We start from the raw sequence: 23,722 nt of genomic DNA, 5'->3' as shown, positions 1-23,722 counted from the left end.
TCGACCGGGCCACCACTGCGTCCTGGCTTACTTCAGGGTCAGCGAGTCGAGAATGGCGCGGCCCTGCTCGATCACGTCGCCGGGCGTGCCGGTGGGCGTCATGAGGGTCGCGGTGTACAGGCGGTTGTTTTTCAGGGTGAACACCTGCGTCCAGCGGACGGTGCCGCCCTCGCCGTCGCCGGTGTACGTCCAGAGGATGGCGGGTTTGCCGCTGACTTTCACGGTCTTCTCGCCCAGCATCTTCAGTTTGGGCACCACGTCGGGCATCTTGCGGGCGTTCAGGTCGCGCACGTCGGCCAGCGTGGCTTTCAGGTCGGCGGGGATGTCCTGCACGACGACCGTGACGGTGGGGCGCAGGCTGCCGATCTTCTGGTACACGAACGCCACGTCGGTGCCGGGCACGTTCTTCAGGGGCGTCCAGCCGGCCGGTACGCGGATCGAGTAGCCTTTCTCGCTCGTGGCGGTGATGGCCTCGATGGTCCGGGTTTCCGGCGTGGCGGGGGCGGGGGTGGTCTGGGCGGACGCCGCGCCGGTCAGGGCGGGCGCGGCGAGCAGGGCGAGGGTCAGGAGGGCACGCTTCATGCGGCTCAGGGTAGTGCCTGAAGGTGAGCCGAATCTGACGCGCGGCCCGGCGTGCGCGGTCCACAGAACGCCACCCGGCCCGCCGACAGGTGCAGGTGGTGGGTCAGGCCCGCCGGGGCGTCGGACGCGCGGTGGGCGACGACCAGCAGGTGCGTGCCGCCGCGCACGAGGTCCGGCAGCAGGCCCAGGAACGCGGCGCGGGACCCGGCGTCCAGGAAGTCCAGGCCCTCGTCCAGGATCAGCAGGCGCGGGCGGTGCGCGACCGAGCGGGCCAGCAGCAGCCGCCGCAACTGCCCCTGCGAGAGCGTGTCGGCCGGGCGGTCCAGCAGGTCCGTGACGTTCAGGACGGCCGCCAGCCGGTCCACCTCGGCGTGCTGCGCGGCGTCCAGGGTGTGCGTGAACCCTTCCGTGCCGTCCCAGGCGCTGCCGATCACGTCCCGGCCCGTCCACTCGCGCCGCTGCCGGATGCCCAGTTCCGCGCTGACCAGCCCCACGCCGCGCCGCCGGTCGCTCAGCAGGTCGCGCGTCAGGAACGGCCGCGTCACCTGCCCGCCCAGCGCGGGGTGCAGTTCCCCGGCGATCAGGCGCGCCAGGGTGCTCTTGCCGCTGCCGTTCCCGCCCGTCACCAGCCAGTGCTGCCCGGCCTGCCACGACCACGAGACCGGTCCCAGGGCGCGGTGCCCGTTGCGGTACACGCTGACGTTCTCCAGTTGCACCAGCGTGGGTGGCAGGTCGCCGGTCGGCGGGGCAGGAAAGGTCGGCCAGTCGGGCGCGCTTCCTGCCGGGCCGTCCGACCGGGCCGGTGCGGGTCCGGCGCGCACCTGTCCGGTCTGCACGGTCACGGTCCGCCACGGCAGGTCCGGTGCTTCCTCCGGCCGGTGAGAGGCCAGCACGACCGTCACGCCCGAGGCGTGCAGTCCGGCAATCACGGCCCCCAGTTCCGCGCGGGCCTCGCCGCTCAGGCCGTCCGTGAACTCGTCCAGCAGCAGCAGTTCCGGCGCGGGCATCAATGCCGCGCCCAGCACCGCCCGCCGCCGCTGCCCGTGACTGAGGGTCCGCACGTCCCGCTCCAGCAGCGGCCCCAGCCCGGTCAGGGCCGCCACGTCGGCCACGCGCCGCTCCTCGGCGGGGGTGGCCTCCCACAGGTTCAGGCGCTCGCCGCGCGCTGCGCCCAGCAGCAGGTCCCGCACCGTCACCGCCCAGTCGCGCGTCAGGTAGAACGCCTCGGCGTCCGGCCCCACCACCGCCAGGGACCGCCGCGCCCGCACCGCCGAAGTCTGCTCCTGCCCGCCCAGCCGGTACACCCGCCGCCCACTGACCGGGGCGACCTCGCCCGACAGCAGCCGCAGCAGCGACGTCTTGCCGCCCCCGTTCGGGCCGCGCAGCAGCAGCGCCTCGCCCCGGCCGACCTCCAGCGTCACGTTCTCCAGCAGCGTGCGGCCCCCGGCCACCACCGTCACGTTCTCCAGGGTCACCAGCGCCGTCATGCCCGCGAGTCTAGCGGGCGCGTGCTACGACAGGGGCATGACCCGCACCCTGCACCTGATCAAGCACGGCCGCCCCCGCATCGACCCGCAGGTGGCCGCGCACGACTGGCCGCTGGCCGACGACGCCCTGACCGACCTGCCCACGCTGCTGGCGGCCCTGCACCCCCGCCCGGATCTTGTGGCGTGCAGTGTGGAACCCAAGGCGCACGCCACCGCGCAGGGACTGGCCGCCGCGCTGGGCGCACCGCTGCGGCCCATGCAGGGCCTGCACGAGCAACTGCGCTACACGGCCCCCTGGCGGCCCGATCCGGCCGCGTTCGAGGCGGATATCCGCCGGTTCTTCGATCACCCGGAGCAGGTGGTCAGCGGCGAGGAGAGTGCCCGCGACGCCCTGACGCGCTTCCATAACGCCGTCACGGCCGTCATGACCGCTCACCCGCAGCCGTGCGTGGCGGTCGTGGCGCACGGCACCGTCATCAGCCTCCTGGCCGCGCACCTGACCGGACGCGATCCCTGGACGGTCTGGCAGGCGCTGCCGCTGCTGGGCAGCGTGACCGTCGCGTGGCCGGATGCGCAGGGAACTTCCGGGCCGGGCGGCGCGTAACGACCTGTACACAGGAGGCACCATGGGATTCACTATTTTTGTCAGCGTCTTGCTGCTGCTGGTCATCATCACGCTGTTCGCCGGGGTCAAGAGCGTCCCGCAGGGCTACCAGTGGACGCAGGAACGCTTCGGGAAGTTCCAGCGCACCCTGTCGCCCGGACTGAACATCATCATTCCGTACATCGACCAGATCGGCCGGAAGGTCAACATGATGGAACAGGTCCTCGACGTGCCCAGCCAGGAGGTCATCACCCGCGACAACGCGCTCGTCACCGTGGACGCCGTCGTGTTCTACCAGGTACTCGACGCCGCCAAGGCCAGTTACGAGGTCGGGAATCTTCAGCAGGCCAGCCTGAACCTCACCATGACCAACATCCGCACCGTGATGGGCAGCATGGACCTCGACGAACTCCTCAGCAACCGCGACCAGATCAACGCCCGCCTGCTTGGCGTGGTGGACGAGGCCACCGCACCCTGGGGCGTGAAGGTCACCCGCATCGAGGTCAAGGACATCAAACCGCCGGCCGATCTGGTCGCCAGCATGGCCCGCCAGATGAAAGCCGAACGCGAGAAACGCGCCAACATCCTCGACGCCGAGGGCTTCCGGCAGGCCGCCATCCTGAAAGCCGAGGGCGAGAAACAGGCCGAGATCCTGAACGCCGAGGGCCGCCGCCAGGCTGCCTTCCTGGAATCCGAGGCCCGCGAACGGCAGGCGCAGGCCGAGGCCGAAGCGACCCGCATGGTCAGCGAGGCCATCGCCGCCGGGAACGTGCAGGCCATCAACTACTTCGTCGCGCAGCGCTACGTGGACGCCCTGAAAGACATCGCCACCGCCCCCAACCAGAAGACGCTGATCCTGCCCGTCGAGGCCGTCAGTGTGCTCGGCAGCCTGCAGGGCATCGCGGAAGTCGCGCGCGAAGCCTTCGGCGGCCGCAAGGACTAGGCGCGTGGACTGGCTGCCCACCCTGGAACGCGTGCAACCCTGGCACTGGTGGGTGCTGGGCGCCCTGCTGCTGATCCTGGAAGTCGCGGCGCCCGGCGTGTTCTTCGTGTGGCTGGCACTGGCCGCCTTCGCGCTGGGCCTCGTGGTGTTCGTGCTGCCCGTCCCGGTGGCCGTGCAACTGCTGCTGTTCGCTGCCCTGAGCGTCGTCAGTGTCCTGCTGGGCCGCCGCTACCTGAGCCGCCTGCTGCCCGACTCGCCCGAGGCGGCCACCCTGAACCTGGGCAGCACACGCCTGGTCGGGCAGACCGTGACCGTCACGCAGGCCATCGAGAACGGCGTGGGCCGCGTGCGCGTCGCGGACGGCGAGTGGCGCGCCACCGGTCCCGACACGCCCGCCGGGTCCCGCGTGCTGATCGTCGCGGCCGACGGCGCGACCCTGCACGTCCGTGAGGTCAACGGCAGCTGGACCTGAGCTGACTCAGGGAATGCGGCACGCGGCCAGGGCATCTGCTCTGGCCGCGCCTGCTGTTCCCCTTTCCCGGTCTACGCGCCGCGCCGCGCCGGGTACAGCCAGGACCGCAGTGCCCGCGACAGCAGCGGCAGCACCGGCCAGTTCAGGAACAACGTGGACAACGAGGCGGTCGCCAGCGTGGCCGCCCAAGCGGGCCAGTCGCCCGTCACGGGCGCCAGCAGCCACGCGAACAGCATGATCTGCGGGTACACGCCCACCACGCCCACCAGCACGTTCTTCCACAGCGGCGGCGCCGGCAGCCGCGAGGGCCGGTCGAACCACGCCTCCAGCCCCTGCGCCTCGCGGTACTCGACCTCGCCCGCTGTGAAGCGGTCCAGTTCCGTCAGCGCCTCGCGGTAGGCGGGCGATGACCGCCACGCCTCCAGCGACGCCCGGTCCCGGAAGCGCACCAGCGTCACGTACTCCGCGACCGGCCCGCTCAGGTCCCGCAGGACATGCAGCCCCACGAACCCCGGCTGCGCCCCCTGAAGGACGTGCAGGCGGCGTGCCCAGGCCTCGTACGCCTCCAGCTGCGAGCGGCGCACCCGCTCGGTGACGACCAGGGTAATGCCCGTCCCGGTCGGGGGAGCGCTGGTGGGTGAAGGATCGGGAGTGGCGGGGTCAAGGTGAGCAGACATCAGCCCCGCAGTCTACCGTATCCGGCCTCCACGCCCCATCCGGGCATACAAGAAACCCCCGCCCGAACAGGGGGCGGGGGTCGCAGCAGTCCGTGATTCAGCGCTTGCTGAACTGGGGAGCGCGGCGGGCCTTCTTCAGGCCGTACTTCTTGCGCTCGACTTCACGGGGATCGCGGGTCAGCAGGCCCTTGGGCTTCAGCTGGGTGCGGAAGTCGGGGTTGACCTTCAGCAGCGCGCGGGCAATGCCCAGTTTGATGGCGTCGGCCTGACCGGTAGGGCCGCCGCCGACAACGGTGATCACGGCGTCGTAACGGCCGGCAGTGCCGGTCTCACGGAACGCCTGGAGGGCGTGCACGGCGCGCAGCAGACCACGGAAGTAGGTCTGGAACTCTTTGCCGTTCACGATGATCTTGCCTTCGCCAGGGCGGAGGAACACGCGGGCCACGGCGGTCTTGCGGCGGCCGGTACCGTAGAACTGTTCAGGTTGCTGAATCGCCATGATTATTTGACCTCGAGCGTCTGGGGTTTCTGGGCGGCGTGGGGGTGCGTCTCGCCGGCGTACACCTTCAGGCGGGGGTGCATGGCGCGGCCCTGACGGCCCTTGGGCAGCATGCCGAACACGGCGTGCTCAATGACGCGCTCGGGGTGCTTCTTCAGCGCCTCGCGGGCGGTTTCCGTCTTCAGGCCGCCCTGGTAGCCGCTGTAGCGGGTGTAGACCTTGCCGTCGAGTTTGTTGCCGGTCAGGGCGACCTTCTCGGCGTTCAGCACGACCACGAAGTCGCCCTGAATCATGTTCGGCGTGAAGTCGGGGCGGTGCTTACCACGAATGCGGCTCGCAATCAGCGTCGCCAGGCGGCCCAGGGGCACGTTCGCTGCGTCGACAACGACCCAGTTCTGCTCGTCATTTTTGGGGATGTAGGTTTTCACCGTGAAACTCCATGAAGATGGGATTTGGCTGCGACACACCCCGCTCCGACGGGGAGACGAAAACGTGTGTGTCCGGGTGCCTCCCGGTCGCCTCGGCCCTACCAAGCACGAGACACTAAAGGCAAGGCTATCAGATTTGGGGGCCTGGGGGCAAGCGGTGAAGATGGATTCTACGTCCAACGTTGGATGGGAGACTGTTCAAGCCGCCAGTTCGAGTACTCCTCTGGCGGATTCCCGGTATCGCAGACGTGTTCGGGCAGGAACGCAACCTCCACGCCGGTCTGCAGGTAGTCACCGGAAGCAGTCGTTCTAGGGATAGAGTCGAGGACGCCCATGTATACGTCCCCCTCCTGCCGCGAGACGATGACCCACATGCGCTCTGTTCCGAGCATTGGCCTGCCATGCTCCTCAAACCGGATGTCGAACAGGAGTTTCGCGGCCTGTCCCCGCTGGAGACTGGACCGGACCTGAAGGGTCGGAATCCAGAAGGTGTCGGGGTTCGCCGCGTGACGTTCCTCGGCAGACAGGAGCTCAAAGCCGTCCCGTTCGTGGTCGGGCCATCTCATCCCTGGCTTTCCACCAGGGCTTCCATGCCCAGGCGGTAGCCCAGGAAGCCCAGGCCGCTGATCTTGCCGCGGCACACGGCGGCCGTGACGCTCTTATGCCGGAATTCCTCGCGGGCGTCCACGTTACTGATGTGCACCTCGATGACCGGCAGGGGTTGCCCGGCGATGGCGTCGCGCAGCGCGTAACTGTAGTGGGTGAGTGCGCCGGGGTTGATGACCACGCCGCTGAAGCCCTGTTCCTGCGCCTCGTGAATCCATTCGATCAGTTGACCTTCGTAGTTGCTCTGGCGGCAGGTGACAGAGGTGCCGAGTTCCGCGCCCCAGCTTTCGCACTGCCGTTCGAGGTCTTCGAGGGTCTGGGAGCCGTACACGCCGGGTTCACGCAGGCCGAGGCGGTTGAGGTTGGGGCCGTTCAGCACGAGCAGCATGGCTTCAGCCTACCGCCCCGGCGGGTCAGGTGAGCGCGGGGTTGTGCAGCGGGGCGGCATGTGTGGTCACGGGGGTCAGTCCCAGGTCCGCGAGGTCCGCCTGCCAGCCCGTGAATTCGTTTCTCAGGACGCTTTCGGGCATGCGGGTCAGGTACGGGTCGGCCAGGGCGCGCAGCAGCACGAAGCGCACGCCGTCCGCGTCGGCTTTCTTGTCGCGTGCCATGAATGGGGCCACGTCCTCGTAGGTCAGGGCAGGCAGGGGAGACGGCCGCTGCCAGCGCAGGAACGCCCGCGTGTGAGCAGTCAGGTCCTCGCCGCCCAGCGCCAGCGAGAGCCGCGCGGCGTAATGCAGGCCGTACCCGACTGCGTCGCCGTGCGAGACGCCGTGGTGCGTGACGGCTTCCAGCGCGTGCGCCAGCGTGTGCCCGAAGTTCAGGTAGGCCCGCTCGCCCCGCTCGGTCAGGTCGCGGGTCACCACGCCGGCCTTCACGGCGATCGCGTCGGCCACCGTGTCTTCCAGCAGGGCGCCGCCGGGCCGGAATTCGGGGTTCAGCACGCGCGCCAGCAGGCTGGGGTCGCTGATCAGGCCGTGCTTGAACGCCTCGGCGGCGCCCTCGCGGAAGACCGCCTGCGGCAGGGTCGCCAGGGTCGCCGTGTCGCACCACACGGCGCGCGGCGGCCAGAACGCCCCGACCAGATTCTTGCCTTCCGGCAGGTTCACGCCGGTCTTGCCGCCCACGGCGGCGTCCACCATGCCCAGCAGCGTGGTCGGCAGGGTGTAGAACGCCACGCCGCGCAGGTAACTCGCGGCCACGAAGCCCGCCAGGTCGGTCGCGGCCCCACCGCCCAGGCCCACCACGGCACCGTCGCGGGGGATGTTCGCCGCTGCCAGCCGCGACAGCACGCCGCTCAGGACATCCAGCGTCTTGCAGTCGTCGCGGGCGGGCACCTCGACCGTCACGGCCGGGTTCAGGGCGGCCTGCACCTGCGCCACGAACTCACGGGGCAGGTCCGCCGGGTGAATGAGTGCCACGTGCCGTTCGGGGACGCTCAGGCCCGCCAGCAGGTCCGCGCCGACCGTGACCGTGTAGGGCTGCGCGCCCTGTCCGGCCGTGCCGACCTCAATCCGCCGCACGGTGATCCCCGGCCGTTCCGTCGGACGGCGCCGCCCAGGTGTGCTGCGCGTCCGCCCAGTCCCACAGCCGCTCGATGATCTCCTCGACGATCTCCTCGCTGGGGCGCCCGTCGCTGTGCACGTGAATGGTGCCCTGCCGGTACACCGGTTCGCGTTCGTCCATCATCGAGCGGATGGTCGAGAGGGGATCCTCGACGCGCAGCAGCGGCCGGTCGCTGTGCTTGGTGCGCTGGTACACCGTTTCCGGCGTGGCCCACAACACCACGACCGGGCCGCGTTCCAGCAGTTGACGGCGGTTCTCCTCCTGAATGAAGGTCCCGCCACCCAGGCTGATCACCGCGTGCTCCAGGCGCGTGACGCGGTGCACGACCTCGTGCTCGCAGGCCCGGAAGTAACCCTCGCCCTCCTGCGCGAACACCTCGGGGATGGTCTTACCGACCACCCGCGTGATCAGCTTGTCGGTATCCACGAAGTGCAGCGCCAGCGCCCGCGACAGCTCCCAGCCGATGCGGCTTTTCCCGGTCCCCATGAAACCGGCCAGCGCCACCCACGACACGGGGCGCTCGATGAGGCCGGAACTGAACATGGGGGACAGTGTAAGGGAATCCCCGGCGAGCGGCGTGACGGATGCACCCTCCGTGAGCGCTACCTCCGGCGGAAGCTCCCGCAGGTGCCCGCTCAGGCCTTCCTCCAGGCCCGCCAGGAAGGCCGCCAGCGCCCCCGCGCCTGCCTGCTGCGTGTCGCTCAGCACGCGCCCGCCTCAGTACGCCTGGGCGAAGGCGCGGGCCGCCGCCACGCGCTCCTGCAACTCGGGCAGGGTGTCGCCGCCGAACTTCTCCAGCATCGCCTCGGCCAGCACCCACCCGATCGCGCACTGAAGCACCACGCCCGCCGCCGGGACGGCCGTCGTGTCACTGCGCTCACGGGCCGCGTCGGACGGCTCGTGCGACACCACGTTCACGGTCGGCAGCGGCTTCATCAGCGTGGCGATGGGTTTCATGGCGACCCGCACGATCAGCTCCTCGCCGTTCGTCATGCCGGCCTCCAGGCCACCCGCGCCGTTCGTGTCGCGCGCGTACGTCCCCTCGCGGTAGTACACGGCGTCATGCACGCCACTGCCCGGGCGGGTGGCGTTCTCGAAGGCCCGGCCGATCTCCACGCCCTTCATGGCCTGCACGCTCAGGCACGCCTGCGCGATCCGCCCGTCCAGCTTGCGGTCGTAATGCACGAACGACCCCAGCCCCACCGGCAGGCCCCGGAACCGGACCTCCAGAATGCCGCCCAGCGTGTCGCCGTCCCTCTTGGCCTGATCGATCCGTTCACGCATCTGCGCGGCGGCGTCCGCGTCCGGCGTGCGCAGGTCGCTGTCCTCGATGGCGTCCAGCGCGTCCCAGGAGAACGCCTCCCGCGTCTCGATCCCCGCGAGGTTCGCCACGTAGTTCGCGCCCTGCACACCCAGCTCGCCCAGCAGTTTCAGGGCCACGCTGCCCACCGCCACGCGCGCCGCCGTTTCACGCGCACTGGCGCGCTCCAGCACGTCCCGCAGGTCCTTGTGCCGGTACTTGATCCCGCCCGTCAGATCCGCGTGACCGGGCCGCGCGTCCGTCAGGGCCTTCTTGCGCGGCTCGCCGCCCGGCTCGGGCGACATGATCTCCGTCCAGTTCCGGTGATCCTTGTTGGCGATGGCCAGCGTGACCGGCGCGCCCGTCGTGCGGCCCGCCCGCACCCCACTCAGGATCTCGGCCTCGTCCGTCTCGATCACCATGCGCCGGCCCCGGCCGTACCCGCCCTGCCGCTTTCGCAGCCACGGGTCGATGTCCCCCTTGCCCAGATTCAACTGCGCAGGCAGCCCCTCGATGATGGCCGTCAATTGCGGCCCGTGCGACTCCCCGGCGGTCAAGTACCTCATACCACCGGACTGTAGCGCCCCCCCGCGCCCCGCACGGCAGGCATGACCAAACAAACACGCCCCCCGCACCGCAGTGGCAGGGGGCGCCGTGAACGGGAGGGGTTACTTGACGACGTTCCCGGTGATGACCACCAGCAACTGCGTCTTCTCCTTCTTGGTGCTCTGCGTCCCGAACAGCCCCCCGACCACCGGGATGGTCGACAGGAACGGCACGCCGTTCTTCTGGGTAGACTCGGTGTCCTTGAGCAGCCCGCTCAGCAGCAGCGTCTCGCCACTCTTGAAGGTCAGGGTCGTCTGGGCCTCGCTGTTCGTGAACTGCAACAGGTTCGGCACGGTCGATTCCGTGATCGTCGTCGAGAGGTTATTGATCTGCCCGCGCACGCGCATGGTGATCGTGCCGTCCGGCGCGACCTGCGGATCGAAGAAGTCCAGGTTCACGCCGTAATCGATCTGCTTCTGGATGGGGGCCACGTTCGCCGCCGTCGACGGAATGTTCAGTTCCAGCCGCCCGCCGCTCTTGATGGTGGCCGCCGCCGACCCCGACGCGTTCTGCGTGGCCGAACTGCCCAGCGAACGCTGACCGCTCTGCATGGTGATCGCGCCGTCGTACACGCTCTTGCTCAGCCCCTGACCTTCCAGGGTTTTGAGGGTCGCGCCCAGGTTGAAGCCCACCAGACTGCGCGTCGGATCGAAGGCCGCGCCCAGCCCGCCGCTGCCCGCACTGACCGTGAAGCCCCCGAAGCCCGCCTTCCAGTCCATGCCCAGGCTGCGCGTGGCGGTCTCCGTGATCTCCTGAATGCGCACCTGCACGTTGATCTGCGGCACCCGCTGATCCAGGTTCGGGATCAGTTCGGCCACCTGCGCCACCTGATCCGCCGTGCCCCGCACGATCAGGGTGTTCGTCCGCTTGTCCGCAATGATCGACACCGTGCTGGCCGCGCTGCCCGTGGCCGCCGCGTTCGTCCCGCTGGCCGCAGCGGTGCTGGACACGGGGTTCAGCGGCGCGTTCGCCAGCGGCCCCGTCGTGTACGGCTGCCCGGTCGTCGGGTCGATCAGCGTGGCGTTCGGTACGATCGAACTGGCTGTCAGGTCACGCGCCAGGGTGCCTTCCAGGGTCGCCTTGACCTCCTCGGCACTGGCGTTCACCAGCTGGAACACCTGCTGCGTGATCTTGGCACCGGCCACCACGGGCGCCACCCGGTCCACCTGACCCAGCAGCGCCAGGGAGGCGTCCAGCTGGTTCTGCGGTCCCGTCAGGACCAGCTGCCCGGTCTGACCGACCGGCGTGACCTTCAGGCCCGGGTACTGCGCGGCCAGCAACGCCACGATGTCCGCCTGCGCGCCCTTCACGGCGTACACGCGCTGCACGGTCTGCGTCTCAGTGCCGGCGGTGGTCGTCCCTGCGCCGGGCGTGCTGTCCAGTTGCCCCAGCAGGCGCGTGACCTCGGCCACTTCCTTGTTCGTGCCGCGGATGATCACGCTGTTGCTGCGCACGTCCGGAATGATCCGCAGGGTCGCGGAATCCAGTTTCACGTCCGCCAGGGTGCGCAGCACGCCGGTCGTGTTGCCCTGCGCGTCCTTCTGCGGCGTCTCGCTGTAGGTGGGCGTCCCGAAGAACAGTTTCACCTGCTGCGAGGCCTGCGTGGCGTCCGCGTTCTTCAGGGTCACGGTCCGCTGGATGGGCGTGTTGCTGACCCGCAGGACCGGCTCGCCACTCAGGCGCACCACATCGTAGCTCAGGCCGTACACGTCCATCAGCAGCGGCCAGACCTCATTGAAAGGCTTGTTCTGGAAGGAGTACACGACCGGGCGGGCCGTGCCCGTCGCGGCGGCCGTACCGGCGGTGCCGGTGCCTGCCTCGGTGGCGGGGGTGGGGGCTGCCGTACCGGCCGCCGAGGGCAGCGCGTCCACGTTGGTGTCCAGGATCAGGCCGTACCCGGCCGCCTTGGCCAGCGCGGCCAGCAGGCTCGACAGCGGCCCGCCGTACCGGCCGATCTCGATGGTCACGTTCGCGCCGGACAGCGCGCTGTCGGCCACGGTGGCGTCGGCCGCGCCGCTGGTCTGTACGGCCGGGGTGGCGGGAGAGGTCTGCGCGGCGGCCATGCCCAGCGCGGCGGTCAGCAGGAGGAATGCGAAGCGTTTAGTCATGGCTCACCTTTTATCCAGTTCGAGTGTCTTCGAGTTGTTGCCCAGGCTCAGCGTGGCGCTGGTCGCCGTGACTTCCTTGACGGTCACCTGCGTGTCGGGCAGCGTCTGACCGACCGACACGACCACGAAGCCGTCCTTGCTGCGGAAGATGGCGGTGTTCACGGGGCCCAGCACCACGGCGTTGAAGGCCAGGTCCTGCGCCTGCACGAAGGAATCGAGTTCATTCAGGGTCGGGACGCTGGTGTTCCCGCTGCCCAGGTCCGTGATGACCTGCGGCGTGCCGGGCCTGGGCGTACCCGTGACGGGCGCGGAGGCCAGCGTGCCGTCGCCAGCGCCGGTGCCGGTACCAGCGCCGGTACCAGTCGCGGTGCCTGCCGCGCCGGTGGTGCCGGTCTGGGGGGTCAGGGTGGGCACGCGGGTCACGCTGGGCACGCTGACACCCGCCACCGGGGGTTTGATGGGTGCGGGGGTGGGCGTGACGCTGCCGTCACCGGTGCCCACGCCGTTGCTGCCTGCACCGTTGCTGCCTGCACCATTGCTGCCTGCACCGTTACTGCCCGCGCTGTTCCCCGGCGTGATGGCCACAGGCTCGCCACCGGGAATGGGTGTGACGACCACCGGCGAGGCTGACGTGCCGGTACTGCCGTCCCCGCCAGGAATGGTCGGAACGGGCAACGGACCGGCCCCCGACACGGAACCGCTGCTGCTGCCGGGCAGCGGCGTGATGGCCAGCGGACCGTCCGCCGACCCGAAGGAACTGGGGTTCGTGGGCACCGCGACCGGTTCGGGCAGCGCGGCGCTGGGCGTGACGACCGGCGCGCCTGCGGGCGCGGTCACCGGGCTGCCGTTCCCGGCCGCCGCGTTGGCGTCCAGTTGCAGGGGCCGGAAGGGGTTGTTGCCGGGCACGGCCGCCAGTTCCGTTTCCGGGTTGATGCCGGACGGCGTGGGGGGCACGTCGGTGGTGGCCTCGCCGTCCGTGCCGGTCCCGTCGGTGGGGAAGGGCGGGATCACCTCGACCTGCACGGGCGCGTCGGGTTGCACGGCCACGCCGGGCGTGGTGGCGGCCGGCGTGCCGTCCTGGCCGGTTGCGGGGGTGGGCGTCACGGGAATGGTGTCGTCCCCCGGGCCGGTGCCGGTCACGACCGGCGGTTGCGGCTGGTTGGCCAGTTCATCGCTGGCGCTGCGGTTGGTCAGCAGGTACCACAGGCCGATCAGGGCGACCATGAGCAGCAGCAGCAGCAGCAGCTTCATCTCACGGGAGAGTTTCACGGGCGCTCGCGTCACTGGGTGCCTCCTGCCGGAGCGGCGTTCGGGGCGTCCGGAGCCTGCGGCGTTCCGCCGGCAGCCGGGGCCGCCTGGGCCGGATCGAAGGTGTAGACGGTCAGGGACAGCGTGCCTTCCAGCGTCGGGTCGAAGCTGGTCGCGGTCGGCAGTTGCAGGCTGACGTTGTTCACGGTCGTGAAGCGGCTCATGGTTTCCACCGAGCGCAGCATCTGGAACAGCTGCGCGAAGCGGCCGCTGACCGACACGTTCAGCCCGATGGGCCGCACCCCGGCCGGCAGGCCCGTCGCGTTGCCGCCCTGCACGTTGAAGCTGTTCATGGTGGCCCCGGCGGCGCTGGTCGTCAGGCGCAGCTCGTCAAGCACCCCGCCGAAGTTCGCGGTCTGCGGCAGCGCGGCCAGGAACTCGTCCTGCTGCACCTTCAGCGCCGCGACTTCCTCACGCAGCGCCGGGACCCGCTGGGCGTTCGAGCGGAGCGTGATCACGCGGCTGTTCAGGGTGTCCAGTTCGCCCTGCAGGTTGCTGATCTCGGTCTGCCGGGGCGTGAAGCGCATGGTGAAGTACAGCGCCAGAACAATCAGGCACACGCCCAGCGCCGCGAAGAACAGGTTTCTGGGAGAGAGTTTAGTTAACACTGCCGCCCCCCTGCGTGGTCCCGGCAGGCGCGGCCGGAGCGGCCGGGGCGCTGCCCGGCGTGGCCGGATCGGTGGCGGGCGCCGCCGCTGCCTGCACGATGCCCACGCTGGCGTTGAAGGAGTACTGCCCGGTTTCGCCGTCCGCCTGCATGGACCGGAAGTTCACGCCGAAGTTCGGGTTGGTCTCGAAGGTCCGCAGGAACGTCACGACCGCCTGCTGACTGGACGCCGACCCGGTCAGGTCGATCTCGCGGCTGACGTTCTTGCCGCTGTACACGCCGGTCTGCTGGAGGCTGCCCAGGGCGTTGGCGTCCAGCGACTTGATGGTCATGCTCTTGACCGACACGCCACTGCCGGTCGGCAGCTGCGCCGTGAACGCCGCGAGGTCGTTCGTCCAGTAGGTCTTGCCTTCACGTAACTGGTTGGCGATCGAGGTGATCTGCTCCAGCTGGGTCTTCTCGCCTGTCAGCTGCCGGTATTCCCGGTCGGCGGGGGCCAGCGCGGCCGCCTCGCCGTTCAGGCTGTCGATCTGCTTGCGCAGGTCCCCGGCGCGCGTGGCGGTCATGACTTCCGGAATGAGGATGGCGGCGACCGTGACCGGGATCAGGGCATACGTGGCAAAGCGCCAGGCGCTGGGTTCCGACTGCTTGCGGTACTGCTGCGGCAGCAGGTTGATTTCAACCACGGGTGGTCACCCCCCGCAGCGCCAGCCCCAGCGGCACGGTGAACTCGGGTGCGTTCGCCTGCAGGTACCCGGTGTCCACGTTCGCCTGATCGGTCTGCACGGTCAGCCAGGGGCTGGCCACCTCGACCCGGAAGCCCAGCGCGTCACTGATCGCGGCGGCCAGTCCGCGCAGTTTCGCGCCGCCGCCCGCCAGGAAGGTCCGGTCGATGACCACGTCGCCGCTCTGCACGCGGTAGAACTCCAGGCTGCGGCGGATCTCGGTGATCAGGTCGCCCAGCACCGGGCGGATCACCTCGAACACGCGCGCCGGGCTGTACTGCTCGCGGGCCATGTCGAAGTTCAGCAGGTCCTCCTCGTCCTCGGTGGGCGTGGTGGCGGTCGCGTACCCGAGTTTCACGTCCTCGGCGGCGCTGAAGTCCAGGTCGAAGGCCTTCTGCAGCGCGGTCGTGAAATCGTCGGCGGAGACGTTGATGTTACGGGCCATCAGGACGCGGTCGCCGCGTACGAGGTTGATCACGCTGCTGCTCGCGCCGATCTCCATGACCAGCGCCACCTCGCCCGCCTCGGTGTAGTTCGTGCCGGTCAGGGTGCTCTTGGTCAGGTGCTCGCCCAGCAGGTTGCCGCGCAGGGCGCGCAGCGACGCGAAGCTCTTGAGGTCCACCACGGTCGGTTCCAGACCCGCGAGGCGCAGCACCTCGATCTGCCGCGCGATCGCCTCGGTGGGCGCGGCGGCAATCACGACTTCCATCTGCCCGTCCTCGGGGATGGTGCTCAGGTCGTCGAGCAGGTCGAAATCCAGGCTGACGTCGTCGATGGGGTAGGGAATGTAGCGCTCGGCTTCCCACTTGATGGCTTCCTGCAGGTCCTTGCGTTCCATGCGGGGCACCATGATGTTACGCGTGACCGCCACCTGGTTCGGAACGGCGGTCACGGCGTAGCGGGTGGTGATGCGGTGTTCGGCCAGCAGGTTCTTCAGTTCGGTGGCGACCGCCTGCGGCTCGACCACCAGTCCGTCACGCATGCTGCCGATGGGCGTGGGCACCATCACGGCGTGCTGGAGGGACGGCGGCGAGCCGGGGCGCAGGGCCACGACCTTGATGGCACTCGTGCCGATTTCCACGCCCAGGGCGTTCGGGCGTGGGTTCAGTAGGCGTTGCAGGAAACTCGACATTCTCCCTCCAGGATCACGCGGATTTTAGCATTCACTCATCTGGCGTCGTGCAGACCCAGAGGGAGCAGAGGTGGGAAGACGGAAGTGAGGCGGCTGGACGGGCATGTAGGCACCATGCAATCACCTTCACGCTTACGGAACTCTGACACCCCCGAACGACACCGGAAACTGCGTGCAGGACGCCCCCGAACCCTCTGGGATGACCGTGGCTCAGCCGGAACGCGCCGGGAACGGCGACGCCCCTGAATCCACCCCGAACATGAAGGCGGGCTGAGGGAAGTCCCATGCAGTACACCACAAAGCGCGGCCTTCATCTTGCTCACGCGCCTGCCATTGCCCCACCCCCCCGGTCTGGCGCGCGGCCCGGCACGCAAAACGGGCGCCGGAACAGACGGCCCACCTGCACCCGGCAGCAGCGATCAGCTGCCCTGTTCGGCCCGCGCCAGATCGGGACCGAAGACCCGCACCCCGCCCGACTCCTCCACCGTCACGATCAGCGATCCCACCCGGCCCACCCGGCCCGGCCCGTGCGGCACGCTCGCCACCACCCGGCCTGTCACGTCCAGCCGCTCCAGCTGACCGCCCAGCAGTCGGTACGTGCCCCAGGGCGTTTCCACCTGCGGCGCGGCGCTGCCGACCACTCCGTCCGGCGTGACGCTCAGGAACGCCGCGCCGCGCGACAGCACCGCGCCGTCCGGCACGCGCCGCACCTCGCCCCCCACCAGCAGGTAGTCCCGCCCGTCCCCGCCCGTCACGGCCCCCGCTGCCCGGAACCCCACGCCTGGCAGGCCGGATGCGGGGGCACCCGCGAAGGTCACGGCGCTGCCGTCCTCGCGGTACACCTGCGCGCCGCTCAGGGCCGCGACCGGCCCCACCGGCACCGTCCGGGCCGCGCGGTCCAGCGTGACGATCACGCCCAGCCCCGGCACGGCCGCCCAGGCATCCCCGGCATTCCAGGCGACATCCACGGCCGCCGGAAGGCGCGGGCACTCGGGCCGGAACGACGGCGCGCGCGCCACGCAGGCCCGCCCGCTCGACACCCACGCCACGCCCTGCTCACTGAACGCCGCGCGGAACGTCGCCCCGGCCGGAAGCTCGCCCAGCGCGGCGGGCGCGCAGCCAGCCACCCACAGCGGCAGGAGCAGCAGGACAGGCAGGGCACGCGGGCGGCCAGAGCGGGAAGCGCGGGAAACCATGCCCGCATTCTGACCCACCGGCCCGGACCTCCCGTGAGGGCGTCCTGCGGCCCCGCGCGCTTACCCCGCGTCCCGCGCGGCCAGCAGGGCGCTCACGACCACGTCCAGCCCCACGCCCTCCTGCGCGCGCCGTTCGGGCGTCCAGCTGATGCCCCGGCTGCCCTTGACCAGCAGCACGTCACCGTCACGCACCTCGGCCAGCAGGGCCTCCACGAGTTCCGGCACGCTCGCGAAGGCCCGGTCACCCAGCTCGGCCGCGAACGCCCCCACCCCGAACGTCAGGTCCGCACGGGAACGCGCGTACTCGCCCACCCCGGCATGCAACTCCCGCTCGGTCGGCCCGAGTTCCAGCATGCGCCCCAGCACACTGATCCGCCGCCCCGACCAGCCGCTCAGGGCGTCCAGCGCCGCCCGCACCGCCACCGGCGACGCGTTGTACGCATCGTCAATCACCGTGAACCGCCCCGGATGCACCCGGTACCGGCCACCCGGCACGCTGACCGCCGCCAGCCGCGCCGCCGCCTCCGAGAGCGGCACGCCCGCCTCCCGCGCCAGCACCAGCGCCAGCACCGCCGCCTCGGCCTGCACCCGCGCCGCCAGCGGCAACGTGACCGGCACCCCCGCAAACCGGAACGACGCACCGTCCGGCGAGACCGTCAGTGCCTCGCCCGCATGCGTGACCTCCCCGAACCCGTAACTGTCCACCCCCGGATAGAAGTCGGCCGCCTGCGCGCCCACCAGCCCCCGCACGGACCGGCCGTCCACGCCCCGCAGGATCACGCCCTTCTCCCGAACGATGCCCTCGATGCTGCCCAGCTGCTCCAGGTGCGCCGGACCGATACTGGTGATCACGCCCACATCCGGGCGCACCAGATCCACCAGTTCCGCCATCTCACCGACGCGGTCGATGCCCATCTCGACCACCAGAGGCCGCCCCGACCCACCACACTCGATCAGAAAACAGGCAATCGCGGGCATGGTATTGAACACCGGCATGAACTGCGCGTCCAGCGCCGCCGCCACGTAACTCTTCGCCGTGGTCTTCCCGGCACTGCCCGTCACGCCCACCACCAGCGGACTGCGCGCCCGCTCGGCCCGCGCCCACGCCAGCAGCGCCCCGTGCGCGTCCGGCACCCGCACCGCACGCGGCACATCCAGGTCCGTCAGCACGAACGGCGCACCCGCCGCCAGCGCCGCCTCCACGAACCGGTTCCCGTGCATCGACTCACCCGGCAACGCCACGAACGCCACGTCCGGCGACGCCTCACGCGAATCCCACGTCAGCCGCCGCGCCGGGCGGGCCTCCGGGTGAACAGCAGCGGAAAAGGGCAGCGCGCAGAAGGGATCAACCATGACGCACCAGCATACCGGCCCGGCCCTATCCTGACCCGCATGACCCACCACCTCGGCACTGGCAACATTCACACCGTCTGGGACGGCACCCTGGCACCCGCGCTGACCATCGACAGCGGCGATACCGTCACGCTGGACACCCTGGACGCCTCGGACGGCGGCGTGGCCCGGCGGGTCGCGGGCGGGGAACTGAACGCCCCGGACGACCTGCGCGCCCTGATCGTCGCGGACGCCCACCCGGAACGCCCCGGCCCGCGCGGGCACCCGCTGACCGGTCCCGTGCACGTGCGCGGCGCGCAGCCCGGCGACGCCCTGCGCATCGAGATCCTGGACGTGAGAACCGCCGCGTGGGGCTGGACCGGCTGCCGCCCCGACGGCATCGGGCTGCTCGACGCGGCGCTGGCCGCCGAGGGCCTGACCCCCTACACGCACTTCTGGGACCTGCGCGCCGGCACGCACACCGACTTCCTGCCCGGCATCCGCCTGCCGCTCGCGCCGTTCCCCGGCGTGATCGGCGTGGCGCCCGGCGCGCCCGGCCCGCACCCCACCGCGCCGCCCCGGCAGGTGGGCGGGAACATGGACATCCGGCAACTCGTGACCGGCAGCACCCTCTGGCTCCCGGTCGAGGTGCCGGGCGCGCTCCTGTCGTGCGGGGACCTGCACGGCGCGCAGGGGGACGGCGAGGTCAGCGGCACCGGCATCGAGACGGCCGGGCAACTGACCCTGCGTGTCCACGTCGAACCGCAGGCCGGAATCACCACCCCTGAGTTCGCCACGCCCACCAGCGGCGGCCACAGCCGCGCGTGGCACGCCACCACCGGCCACCACCCGGACCTGATGACCGCCGCCCGCACCGCCCTGCGCGCCACGCTACGCCGCCTGCAAGCGCGCGGCCTGAGCCTGGAAGACGCCTACGTCCTCGCCAGCGCCTGCGTGGACCTCAAGATCAGCCAGATCGTGGACGCCCCCAACTACACCGTCAGTGCCTTCCTGCCACTGGACATCTTTGGGGAGGCGGAAGGCTGACCGCAGAAGGCTGACAGCGGTCGGCGATCCGGGTGTGCCTGATCATGCTCCCGGCGCGGGTGATCATGGGCCGCTCACGGGGGCTTTTCTACGCTGTCCTCAACTCGGCGGGCATGCCGGGAAGGAGGCAGGACTCATGCTGAACACGCGAAAGGGACTGAGGGCCGTGGTGGGTGGGCTGGTCACGTTGACGCTGCTGGGTGCGGCGGGCGCGCAGGGTCTGATGGCGCAGGGGACGGTCAATCCGCTGCAGCCGGTGCTGAACCCGAACGTGCTGCGCGCCGTGCTGGGGCCGCCACTGCTGGTGCTGCCGGACGACGGCGCGGTGACGCTGGTATGGCCCGGTGACGCGCGGGCGGCCGGGTACGACGTGTACCAGGGTGGGCAGAAGCTGACCGCGCAGCCCCTGCGGACCGGCAAGGCGGGCGGGCCGATGTCGTTCCGGGTGAAGGGCCTGAAGAACGGGCAGCGGTACGACTTCCGGGTGGTGGCGCTGGGTGATCCGAAACTGGCGGCAGCGATGTCCCCGGCTCCGGCGTCCGGCGGGCCGCTGGTGTGCGCGCGCTACCCGGTGCAGGGCACGGACATGGGCGTGCAGTCGCAGAACGTGCGGGTGGGCGGCGCGGCGACCGCGCCCATGACCGTGACCGTGAACGGCATGAACCTCGCCGCGTCGGGTGGCGGGCTGTACCAGGGCACCCTCCCGGCTCCCGTGGCGGTGGGTGCGCCGCTGAACCTGCTGACGCGGGTGGGCGAGTGCCTGGTGTTCGCGTCGGACGTCGTGCCGGAAGCGCCCGCCCTGACGGCCCCGGCGGCGGGCGGTAGCCTCGCGGCGTCGGCGGCGCTGCCGGTCTCGTGGACGTCCGCCAGCAACCCGCAGCGGTTCGTGGTGTCCGCCACCTGGGTGACGGGCGGGGCGGGGCACGCGTGGCGGTCCGGGGACCTGCCCGGCTCGGCGCGCAGCTTCAGCATCCCCGCGGGCGCGCTCCCGGCGGGGCAGACCGTGAAGGTCCGGGTGTACGCGTACAACGACGGGACGTTCGTGGGGAGCTTCACGCCGGACTCGCGCATGGCGATCCGGAACGGGAACGAGGCCGGGCGGGACGTGACGGTGCAGGCCGCCGCGCCGAACCCCCCGGCGGTCAGCTGGGGCGACCCGCACCTGATCACGCTGGACCAGACGGCCCTGGAATTCCAGGCGGTCGGGGAGTTCGACCTGACGCAGGCCACCACGGACGGGTTCCGCGTGCAGGCCCGCCAGCGCCCCTGGGGCAGCAGCCGCGTCGTCAGCGTGAACACGGCGGTCGCCACCCGCATGAACGGGCAGAAGGTCGGCGTGTACGCCGGAATGATTCCCGCGCTGCGGATCGGCGAGGCGGGCGTGCGCACGGACGTGCCCGCCGGGGGCCTGGACCTGGGCGGCGGGCACCGCGTCACGCAGAGCGGGAACGTGTACACCCTGGAGTTCCCTGGGGGGGAGCGGCTGGCCATCACCAACAACGGCGGGTACCTGGACGCCCGCCTGACCCTCCCGGACGCCCGGCGCGGACGGGTGCGGGGCGTGTGGGGGAACTTCGACGGCGTGACCACCAACGACCTGACCACGCGCGGCGGCGCGGCCCTGAGCAGCCCCGTGACGCCCGCCGACCTGTACGGCACCTTCGGGAACTCGTGGCGGGTGCCGAGCGCCGCCGAGTCGCTGTTCGTGTACGACACCGGCGAACGCTTCGGAGGGTTCGACGATCCGGCCTTCCCGTCCGCGCCAGTGGTTGTCCCGGCCAGCGCCGCAGCCGGGGCCGAGGCGACCTGCCGCGCAGCGGGCGTCACCGATCCGCTGCTGCTGGACCGCTGCGTGACCGACGTGGCCCTGACCGGCAACGCGCGCTTCGCGGCGAGCAGCGCCGATACGCAACCGGCCCGCGATCAGGTGCGCCTCGCCCTGCCGGACCTGACCGTCACCGCGTTCAGCGCCGCGTACAGCGGCACCTGCGCGGGCGGCGCGCCCCTCGTGAACGCCCGCGTGACCGTCCGGAACGTCGGCGCGGCCCCCAGCCCCGCCCGCAGCGACGTGGGCCTCGCGCAGGTCGTGGACACCCGCGACGAGACCCTGAGCGCCGGGTACCGCGGCAACGGCGTGGGCCTCCCCGCCCTGGCGCCCGGCGAGAACGTGACCGTCACGGTCCCCGTGTATTACCCCACTGCGCAGCCCACCACGGCGCCCGGCGCGCACACCTACGCCGCCCGCGTGAACTTCGGCGCGTACTTCCCGGAAGCCAGCACCGCCAACAACCGCTTCACGAGCACGCAGACCGTGACCGTGCCCGCCGGGGACTGCCGCTGAACAGGGGAGTGGGCCGTAGAGAACAGGAACAGCAGGAAGCAGGGAGCGTCGGCGGTGACCTTCGCTCCCTGCTTCTGTCCCTGAAGGGTGCAGCGGCAGCGGGTCAGGCGCCCGGCCCACTGCCCACTCACCCCACGGCGCTCACTCCAGCGTGACGAGGTAGTCGTACAGGTCGGGGCCACCGGCGTGCGCTTCGACCTCGACCATCGGGAACGCGGCGCTGATCTTCGCGCTCAGGGCGTCCAGGTCCTCCTGGGTGGTCTGGGGACCGCCGAAGACCGTGACGATCTCCTGCCCGGAGTAGTGGCGGTTGAGCATCTCCATGACGCTGTCCTCGGGGGTGCCGCCGCTCTGGGTGAGTTCGTCGTCGATCAGGCCGATCACGTCGCCCTCGGCGATGTCCAGGGTGCGGCCGTCTTTCACGGTGATGTTGGTGGTGCGGCTGGCGCGCGTGACCTCGAAGGTCGTGACGGCGCGCGCCGCGTCGGTCATGCCGTCCACGAGGTCGGCGGCGGGCACGTCCGCGCTGAAGTTCAGGGCGGCCCCGATGCCCTGCCCGAGCGTGCGGGTGGGGATCACGACGGCGCGGCCTTCCATGAGTTCCATGGCTTTCTCGGCGGCCATCAGGACGTTCTTGTTGTTCGGGAGGATGATGACCTGCTCGGCGCTGACGCTCCGCACGGCGTCCACGATGTCCTGCACGCTGGGGTTGGCGGTCTGCCCGCCGGACACGATGCGCGCCCCGAACGACCGGAACAGTTTCACGAGGCCGTACCCGTTCGCCACGGCGACCAGTCCGCTGGGCGGGATTTCCTCCTCGGCGCGGGCGGACGCTCCGGCCATGCCGAGGATCTCGGTGTGCTGCTCGCTCATGTCCTCGACCTTGGTTTTGAGCATCTTGCCGTGACGGCCGACCGTGGCGAGCAGTTCGTCGGGCTGGTTGGTGTGAATGTGGCCCTTGACGTACCCTTCGGCGCCCACGACCAGCAGGCTGTCCCCGAACGGGCTGACCAGTTCACGGATTTCCTCGATGGGCGCGGTGGCGTGGCTCATCAGGAACTCGGTGCAGAACCCGAATTCCTCGTTCTCGAACTGCTCCTGCGCGTAACTGGTGATCTCGGGGGCGGGGGGCAGCGCCTCGCCGCGCAGCGCGGCCAGCATGCCCTGCACGAGGTACAGGTACCCCTGGCCGCCGCTGTCGATCACGCCCGCCTGCTTCAGCGCGGGCAGCATGTCGGGCGTCTGGTCCAGCAGTTCCTGCCCGCGGAACAGCGCCTGTTCCAGCACGCCCTCGGCAGTGTCGGTCTCGCGGGGCAGCGCGGCTCCCTCGGCCACGCCGCGCGCGACGGTCAGGATGGTGCCCTCGACGGGTTTCATGACCGCGCCGTACCCGGTCTTCTGCGCCGCCTGGAACGCGCGCGTCAGGGTGGCGGTATCGACTTCCCGCGTGTCCTTGATGGTATCCGCGAAGCCCTTGAGCAGCTGCGAGAGGATCACGCCGCTGTTGCCGCGCGCGCCGAGCAGCGCGCCGTAACTGATGGCTCGCGCCACGCCGGGCATGGAGTTCTCGTCGCAGGTGTCCAGTTCGCGCCGCACGGACTGCATGGTCAGGTGCATGTTCGTGCCGGTGTCGCCGTCCGGGACGGGGTAGACGTTCAGGGCGTTCACCTGCTCGCGGTACACGCCGAGCCAGTCGGTGGCGTAACGCAGCATGTGCGCCAGGGTCGCGGGGGCCAGGGTCGCGTGCCCGGCGGGCTGGGGGGCCTGGTCAGACACGCTGCACCCCGACGGCATGCACGCGGATGGCGGTCAGTTCGGTGCCCGCCTGGGTTTTCAGGGTGTGTTCCACGCGTTCCACGATATTGCGCGCGACCGTGGGAATGCTGACGCCGTACGCGACGACCACGTACAGGTCCGCCGCGAACCGGGTGCCTTCGCGGCTGATCACGACGCCGTCACTGACGTTCGCGCGCCCCAGCACGCGGCTGATGCCTTCTTTCAGGTTCGCGGGGGCCATGCCCACCACGCCCGGAATCTCGTGGGCGGTCAGCCCGATAAGCGAGGCGAGGGCCGCCTCGGTAATTTGAATAGAGCCAGTCACAGTAAAGGGAAGTATACCGCCCGGCCCGGAACCCGTGCGCGGCCCGCCCGTGAAG

The 23,722-nt window shown here is 70.6% G+C and carries 24 protein-coding genes; 5 read left to right on the top strand and 19 right to left on the bottom strand.

Translation table 11 applies throughout. The annotated features are described in order from the left end of the window. Positions 1-27: 27 nt before the first annotated feature. Together IEY70_RS02905 and IEY70_RS02900 are read right to left on the bottom strand one after the other, a co-directional pair. A complete protein-coding gene (locus tag IEY70_RS02905) occupies positions 28-582 on the bottom strand; it encodes a PsbP-related protein (RefSeq protein ID WP_189063476.1) in 555 nt (184 codons plus the stop codon). 5 nt (positions 583-587) lie between these two features. Beyond that, positions 588-2,069 carry an ATP-binding cassette domain-containing protein gene (locus IEY70_RS02900; RefSeq protein WP_189063475.1) on the bottom strand — a complete coding sequence of 494 codons (1,482 nt, stop codon included), beginning with the start codon at positions 2,067-2,069 and terminating at the stop codon, positions 588-590. 37 nt (positions 2,070-2,106) lie between these two features. Here IEY70_RS02900 and IEY70_RS02895 point away from each other — a divergent pair, with 37 nt between their 5' ends. Genes IEY70_RS02895 through IEY70_RS02885 form a run of 3 tightly spaced genes read left to right on the top strand, consistent with a single transcriptional unit; the run spans position 2,107 to position 4,088 of the window. Beyond that, the gene (locus IEY70_RS02895) at positions 2,107-2,673 is read left to right on the top strand and encodes a histidine phosphatase family protein (protein WP_189063474.1); all 567 of its coding nucleotides are present in this window, start codon (positions 2,107-2,109) and stop codon (positions 2,671-2,673) included. Positions 2,674-2,695: 22 nt separating this feature from the next. Further along, positions 2,696-3,616 carry an SPFH domain-containing protein gene (locus IEY70_RS02890; RefSeq protein ID WP_189063473.1) on the top strand — a complete coding sequence of 307 codons (921 nt, stop codon included), beginning with the start codon at positions 2,696-2,698 and terminating at the stop codon, positions 3,614-3,616. A gap of 4 nt (positions 3,617-3,620) precedes the next feature. Beyond that, positions 3,621-4,088, top strand: coding sequence for an NfeD family protein (locus IEY70_RS02885; RefSeq protein ID WP_189063472.1), 468 nt, complete (start codon positions 3,621-3,623; stop codon positions 4,086-4,088). 71 nt (positions 4,089-4,159) lie between these two features. Here the strand turns inward: IEY70_RS02885 and IEY70_RS02880 are convergent, their stop codons facing one another. The 15 genes from IEY70_RS02880 to murF all read right to left on the bottom strand — a co-directional run bounded on the left by IEY70_RS02880 (position 4,160) and on the right by murF (position 18,199). Further along, positions 4,160-4,765 (bottom strand): antibiotic biosynthesis monooxygenase, encoded by a 606-nt coding sequence (locus IEY70_RS02880; RefSeq protein WP_189063471.1) that lies wholly within the window; start codon positions 4,763-4,765, stop codon positions 4,160-4,162. 97 nt (positions 4,766-4,862) lie between these two features. Beyond that, positions 4,863-5,264, bottom strand: coding sequence for a 30S ribosomal protein S9 (gene rpsI, locus IEY70_RS02875; RefSeq protein WP_189063470.1), 402 nt, complete (start codon positions 5,262-5,264; stop codon positions 4,863-4,865). A 2-nt stretch (positions 5,265-5,266) separates the two neighbouring features. Further along, the gene (rplM, locus tag IEY70_RS02870) at positions 5,267-5,692 is read right to left on the bottom strand and encodes a 50S ribosomal protein L13 (RefSeq protein WP_189063469.1); all 426 of its coding nucleotides are present in this window, start codon (positions 5,690-5,692) and stop codon (positions 5,267-5,269) included. Positions 5,693-5,862: 170 nt separating this feature from the next. Further along, positions 5,863-6,258: a hypothetical protein gene (locus tag IEY70_RS02865; protein WP_189063468.1), complete on the bottom strand. Its 396-nt coding sequence runs from the start codon at positions 6,256-6,258 to the stop codon at positions 5,863-5,865. Beyond that, entirely contained in the window at positions 6,255-6,686 is a 432-nt protein-coding gene (aroQ, locus tag IEY70_RS02860) for a type II 3-dehydroquinate dehydratase (RefSeq protein ID WP_189063467.1), read from the bottom strand. Before aroQ ends, IEY70_RS02865 begins: the two co-directional genes overlap by 4 nt. Before the next feature lie 25 nt (positions 6,687-6,711). After that, complete coding sequence (gene aroB / locus IEY70_RS02855) at positions 6,712-7,821, bottom strand: 3-dehydroquinate synthase (protein WP_189063466.1); 1,110 nt, start codon at positions 7,819-7,821, stop codon at positions 6,712-6,714. Continuing rightward, complete coding sequence (locus tag IEY70_RS02850) at positions 7,808-8,491, bottom strand: shikimate kinase (RefSeq protein WP_229777589.1); 684 nt, start codon at positions 8,489-8,491, stop codon at positions 7,808-7,810. The genes aroB and IEY70_RS02850 overlap by 14 nt, the downstream gene beginning before the upstream one ends. A gap of 90 nt (positions 8,492-8,581) precedes the next feature. Then, entirely contained in the window at positions 8,582-9,730 is a 1,149-nt protein-coding gene (gene aroC / locus IEY70_RS02845; protein WP_189063465.1) for a chorismate synthase, read from the bottom strand. Between the two features lie 102 nt (positions 9,731-9,832). Next, positions 9,833-11,878: a secretin N-terminal domain-containing protein gene (locus IEY70_RS02840; RefSeq protein ID WP_189063464.1), complete on the bottom strand. Its 2,046-nt coding sequence runs from the start codon at positions 11,876-11,878 to the stop codon at positions 9,833-9,835. A 3-nt stretch (positions 11,879-11,881) separates the two neighbouring features. Beyond that, positions 11,882-13,162 carry a hypothetical protein gene (locus tag IEY70_RS02835; RefSeq protein ID WP_189063463.1) on the bottom strand — a complete coding sequence of 427 codons (1,281 nt, stop codon included), beginning with the start codon at positions 13,160-13,162 and terminating at the stop codon, positions 11,882-11,884. Beyond that, positions 13,159-13,794 (bottom strand): type IV pilus inner membrane component PilO, encoded by a 636-nt coding sequence (locus IEY70_RS02830; protein ID WP_189063462.1) that lies wholly within the window; start codon positions 13,792-13,794, stop codon positions 13,159-13,161. The genes IEY70_RS02835 and IEY70_RS02830 overlap by 4 nt, the downstream gene beginning before the upstream one ends. Beyond that, the gene (locus tag IEY70_RS02825; RefSeq protein ID WP_189063461.1) at positions 13,784-14,479 is read right to left on the bottom strand and encodes a fimbrial assembly protein; all 696 of its coding nucleotides are present in this window, start codon (positions 14,477-14,479) and stop codon (positions 13,784-13,786) included. The genes IEY70_RS02830 and IEY70_RS02825 overlap by 11 nt, the downstream gene beginning before the upstream one ends. Next, a complete protein-coding gene (gene pilM, locus IEY70_RS02820; protein WP_189063460.1) occupies positions 14,472-15,650 on the bottom strand; it encodes a type IV pilus assembly protein PilM in 1,179 nt (392 codons plus the stop codon). The genes IEY70_RS02825 and pilM overlap by 8 nt, the downstream gene beginning before the upstream one ends. A 419-nt stretch (positions 15,651-16,069) precedes the next feature. Continuing rightward, the gene (locus tag IEY70_RS02815) at positions 16,070-16,846 is read right to left on the bottom strand and encodes a hypothetical protein (RefSeq protein WP_189063459.1); all 777 of its coding nucleotides are present in this window, start codon (positions 16,844-16,846) and stop codon (positions 16,070-16,072) included. 60 nt (positions 16,847-16,906) lie between these two features. Next, complete coding sequence (murF, locus tag IEY70_RS02810) at positions 16,907-18,199, bottom strand: UDP-N-acetylmuramoyl-tripeptide--D-alanyl-D-alanine ligase (RefSeq protein ID WP_189063458.1); 1,293 nt, start codon at positions 18,197-18,199, stop codon at positions 16,907-16,909. 39 nt (positions 18,200-18,238) lie between these two features. On the opposite strand from murF, the gene IEY70_RS02805 reads away from it, so the two are divergent. Further along, positions 18,239-19,225 carry an acetamidase/formamidase family protein gene (locus IEY70_RS02805; protein ID WP_189063457.1) on the top strand — a complete coding sequence of 329 codons (987 nt, stop codon included), beginning with the start codon at positions 18,239-18,241 and terminating at the stop codon, positions 19,223-19,225. Positions 19,226-19,361: 136 nt separating this feature from the next. Beyond that, positions 19,362-21,566, top strand: coding sequence for a VWD domain-containing protein (locus tag IEY70_RS02800; RefSeq protein WP_189063456.1), 2,205 nt, complete (start codon positions 19,362-19,364; stop codon positions 21,564-21,566). A gap of 141 nt (positions 21,567-21,707) precedes the next feature. On the opposite strand, the gene fakA is transcribed toward IEY70_RS02800, so the two are convergent. Together fakA and IEY70_RS02790 are read right to left on the bottom strand one after the other, a co-directional pair. After that, a complete protein-coding gene (gene fakA, locus IEY70_RS02795) occupies positions 21,708-23,279 on the bottom strand; it encodes a DAK2 domain-containing protein (RefSeq protein ID WP_189063574.1) in 1,572 nt (523 codons plus the stop codon). A gap of 55 nt (positions 23,280-23,334) precedes the next feature. Continuing rightward, complete coding sequence (locus IEY70_RS02790) at positions 23,335-23,667, bottom strand: Asp23/Gls24 family envelope stress response protein (RefSeq protein ID WP_189063455.1); 333 nt, start codon at positions 23,665-23,667, stop codon at positions 23,335-23,337. Positions 23,668-23,722 lie beyond the last annotated feature (55 nt).

This window comes from Deinococcus seoulensis, from assembly GCF_014648115.1.
In the GTDB taxonomy this organism is placed as follows: domain Bacteria; phylum Deinococcota; class Deinococci; order Deinococcales; family Deinococcaceae; genus Deinococcus; species Deinococcus seoulensis.
Note: the sequence above shows the minus strand (reverse complement) of the source record. Positions and strands in the feature narration are given on the sequence as shown.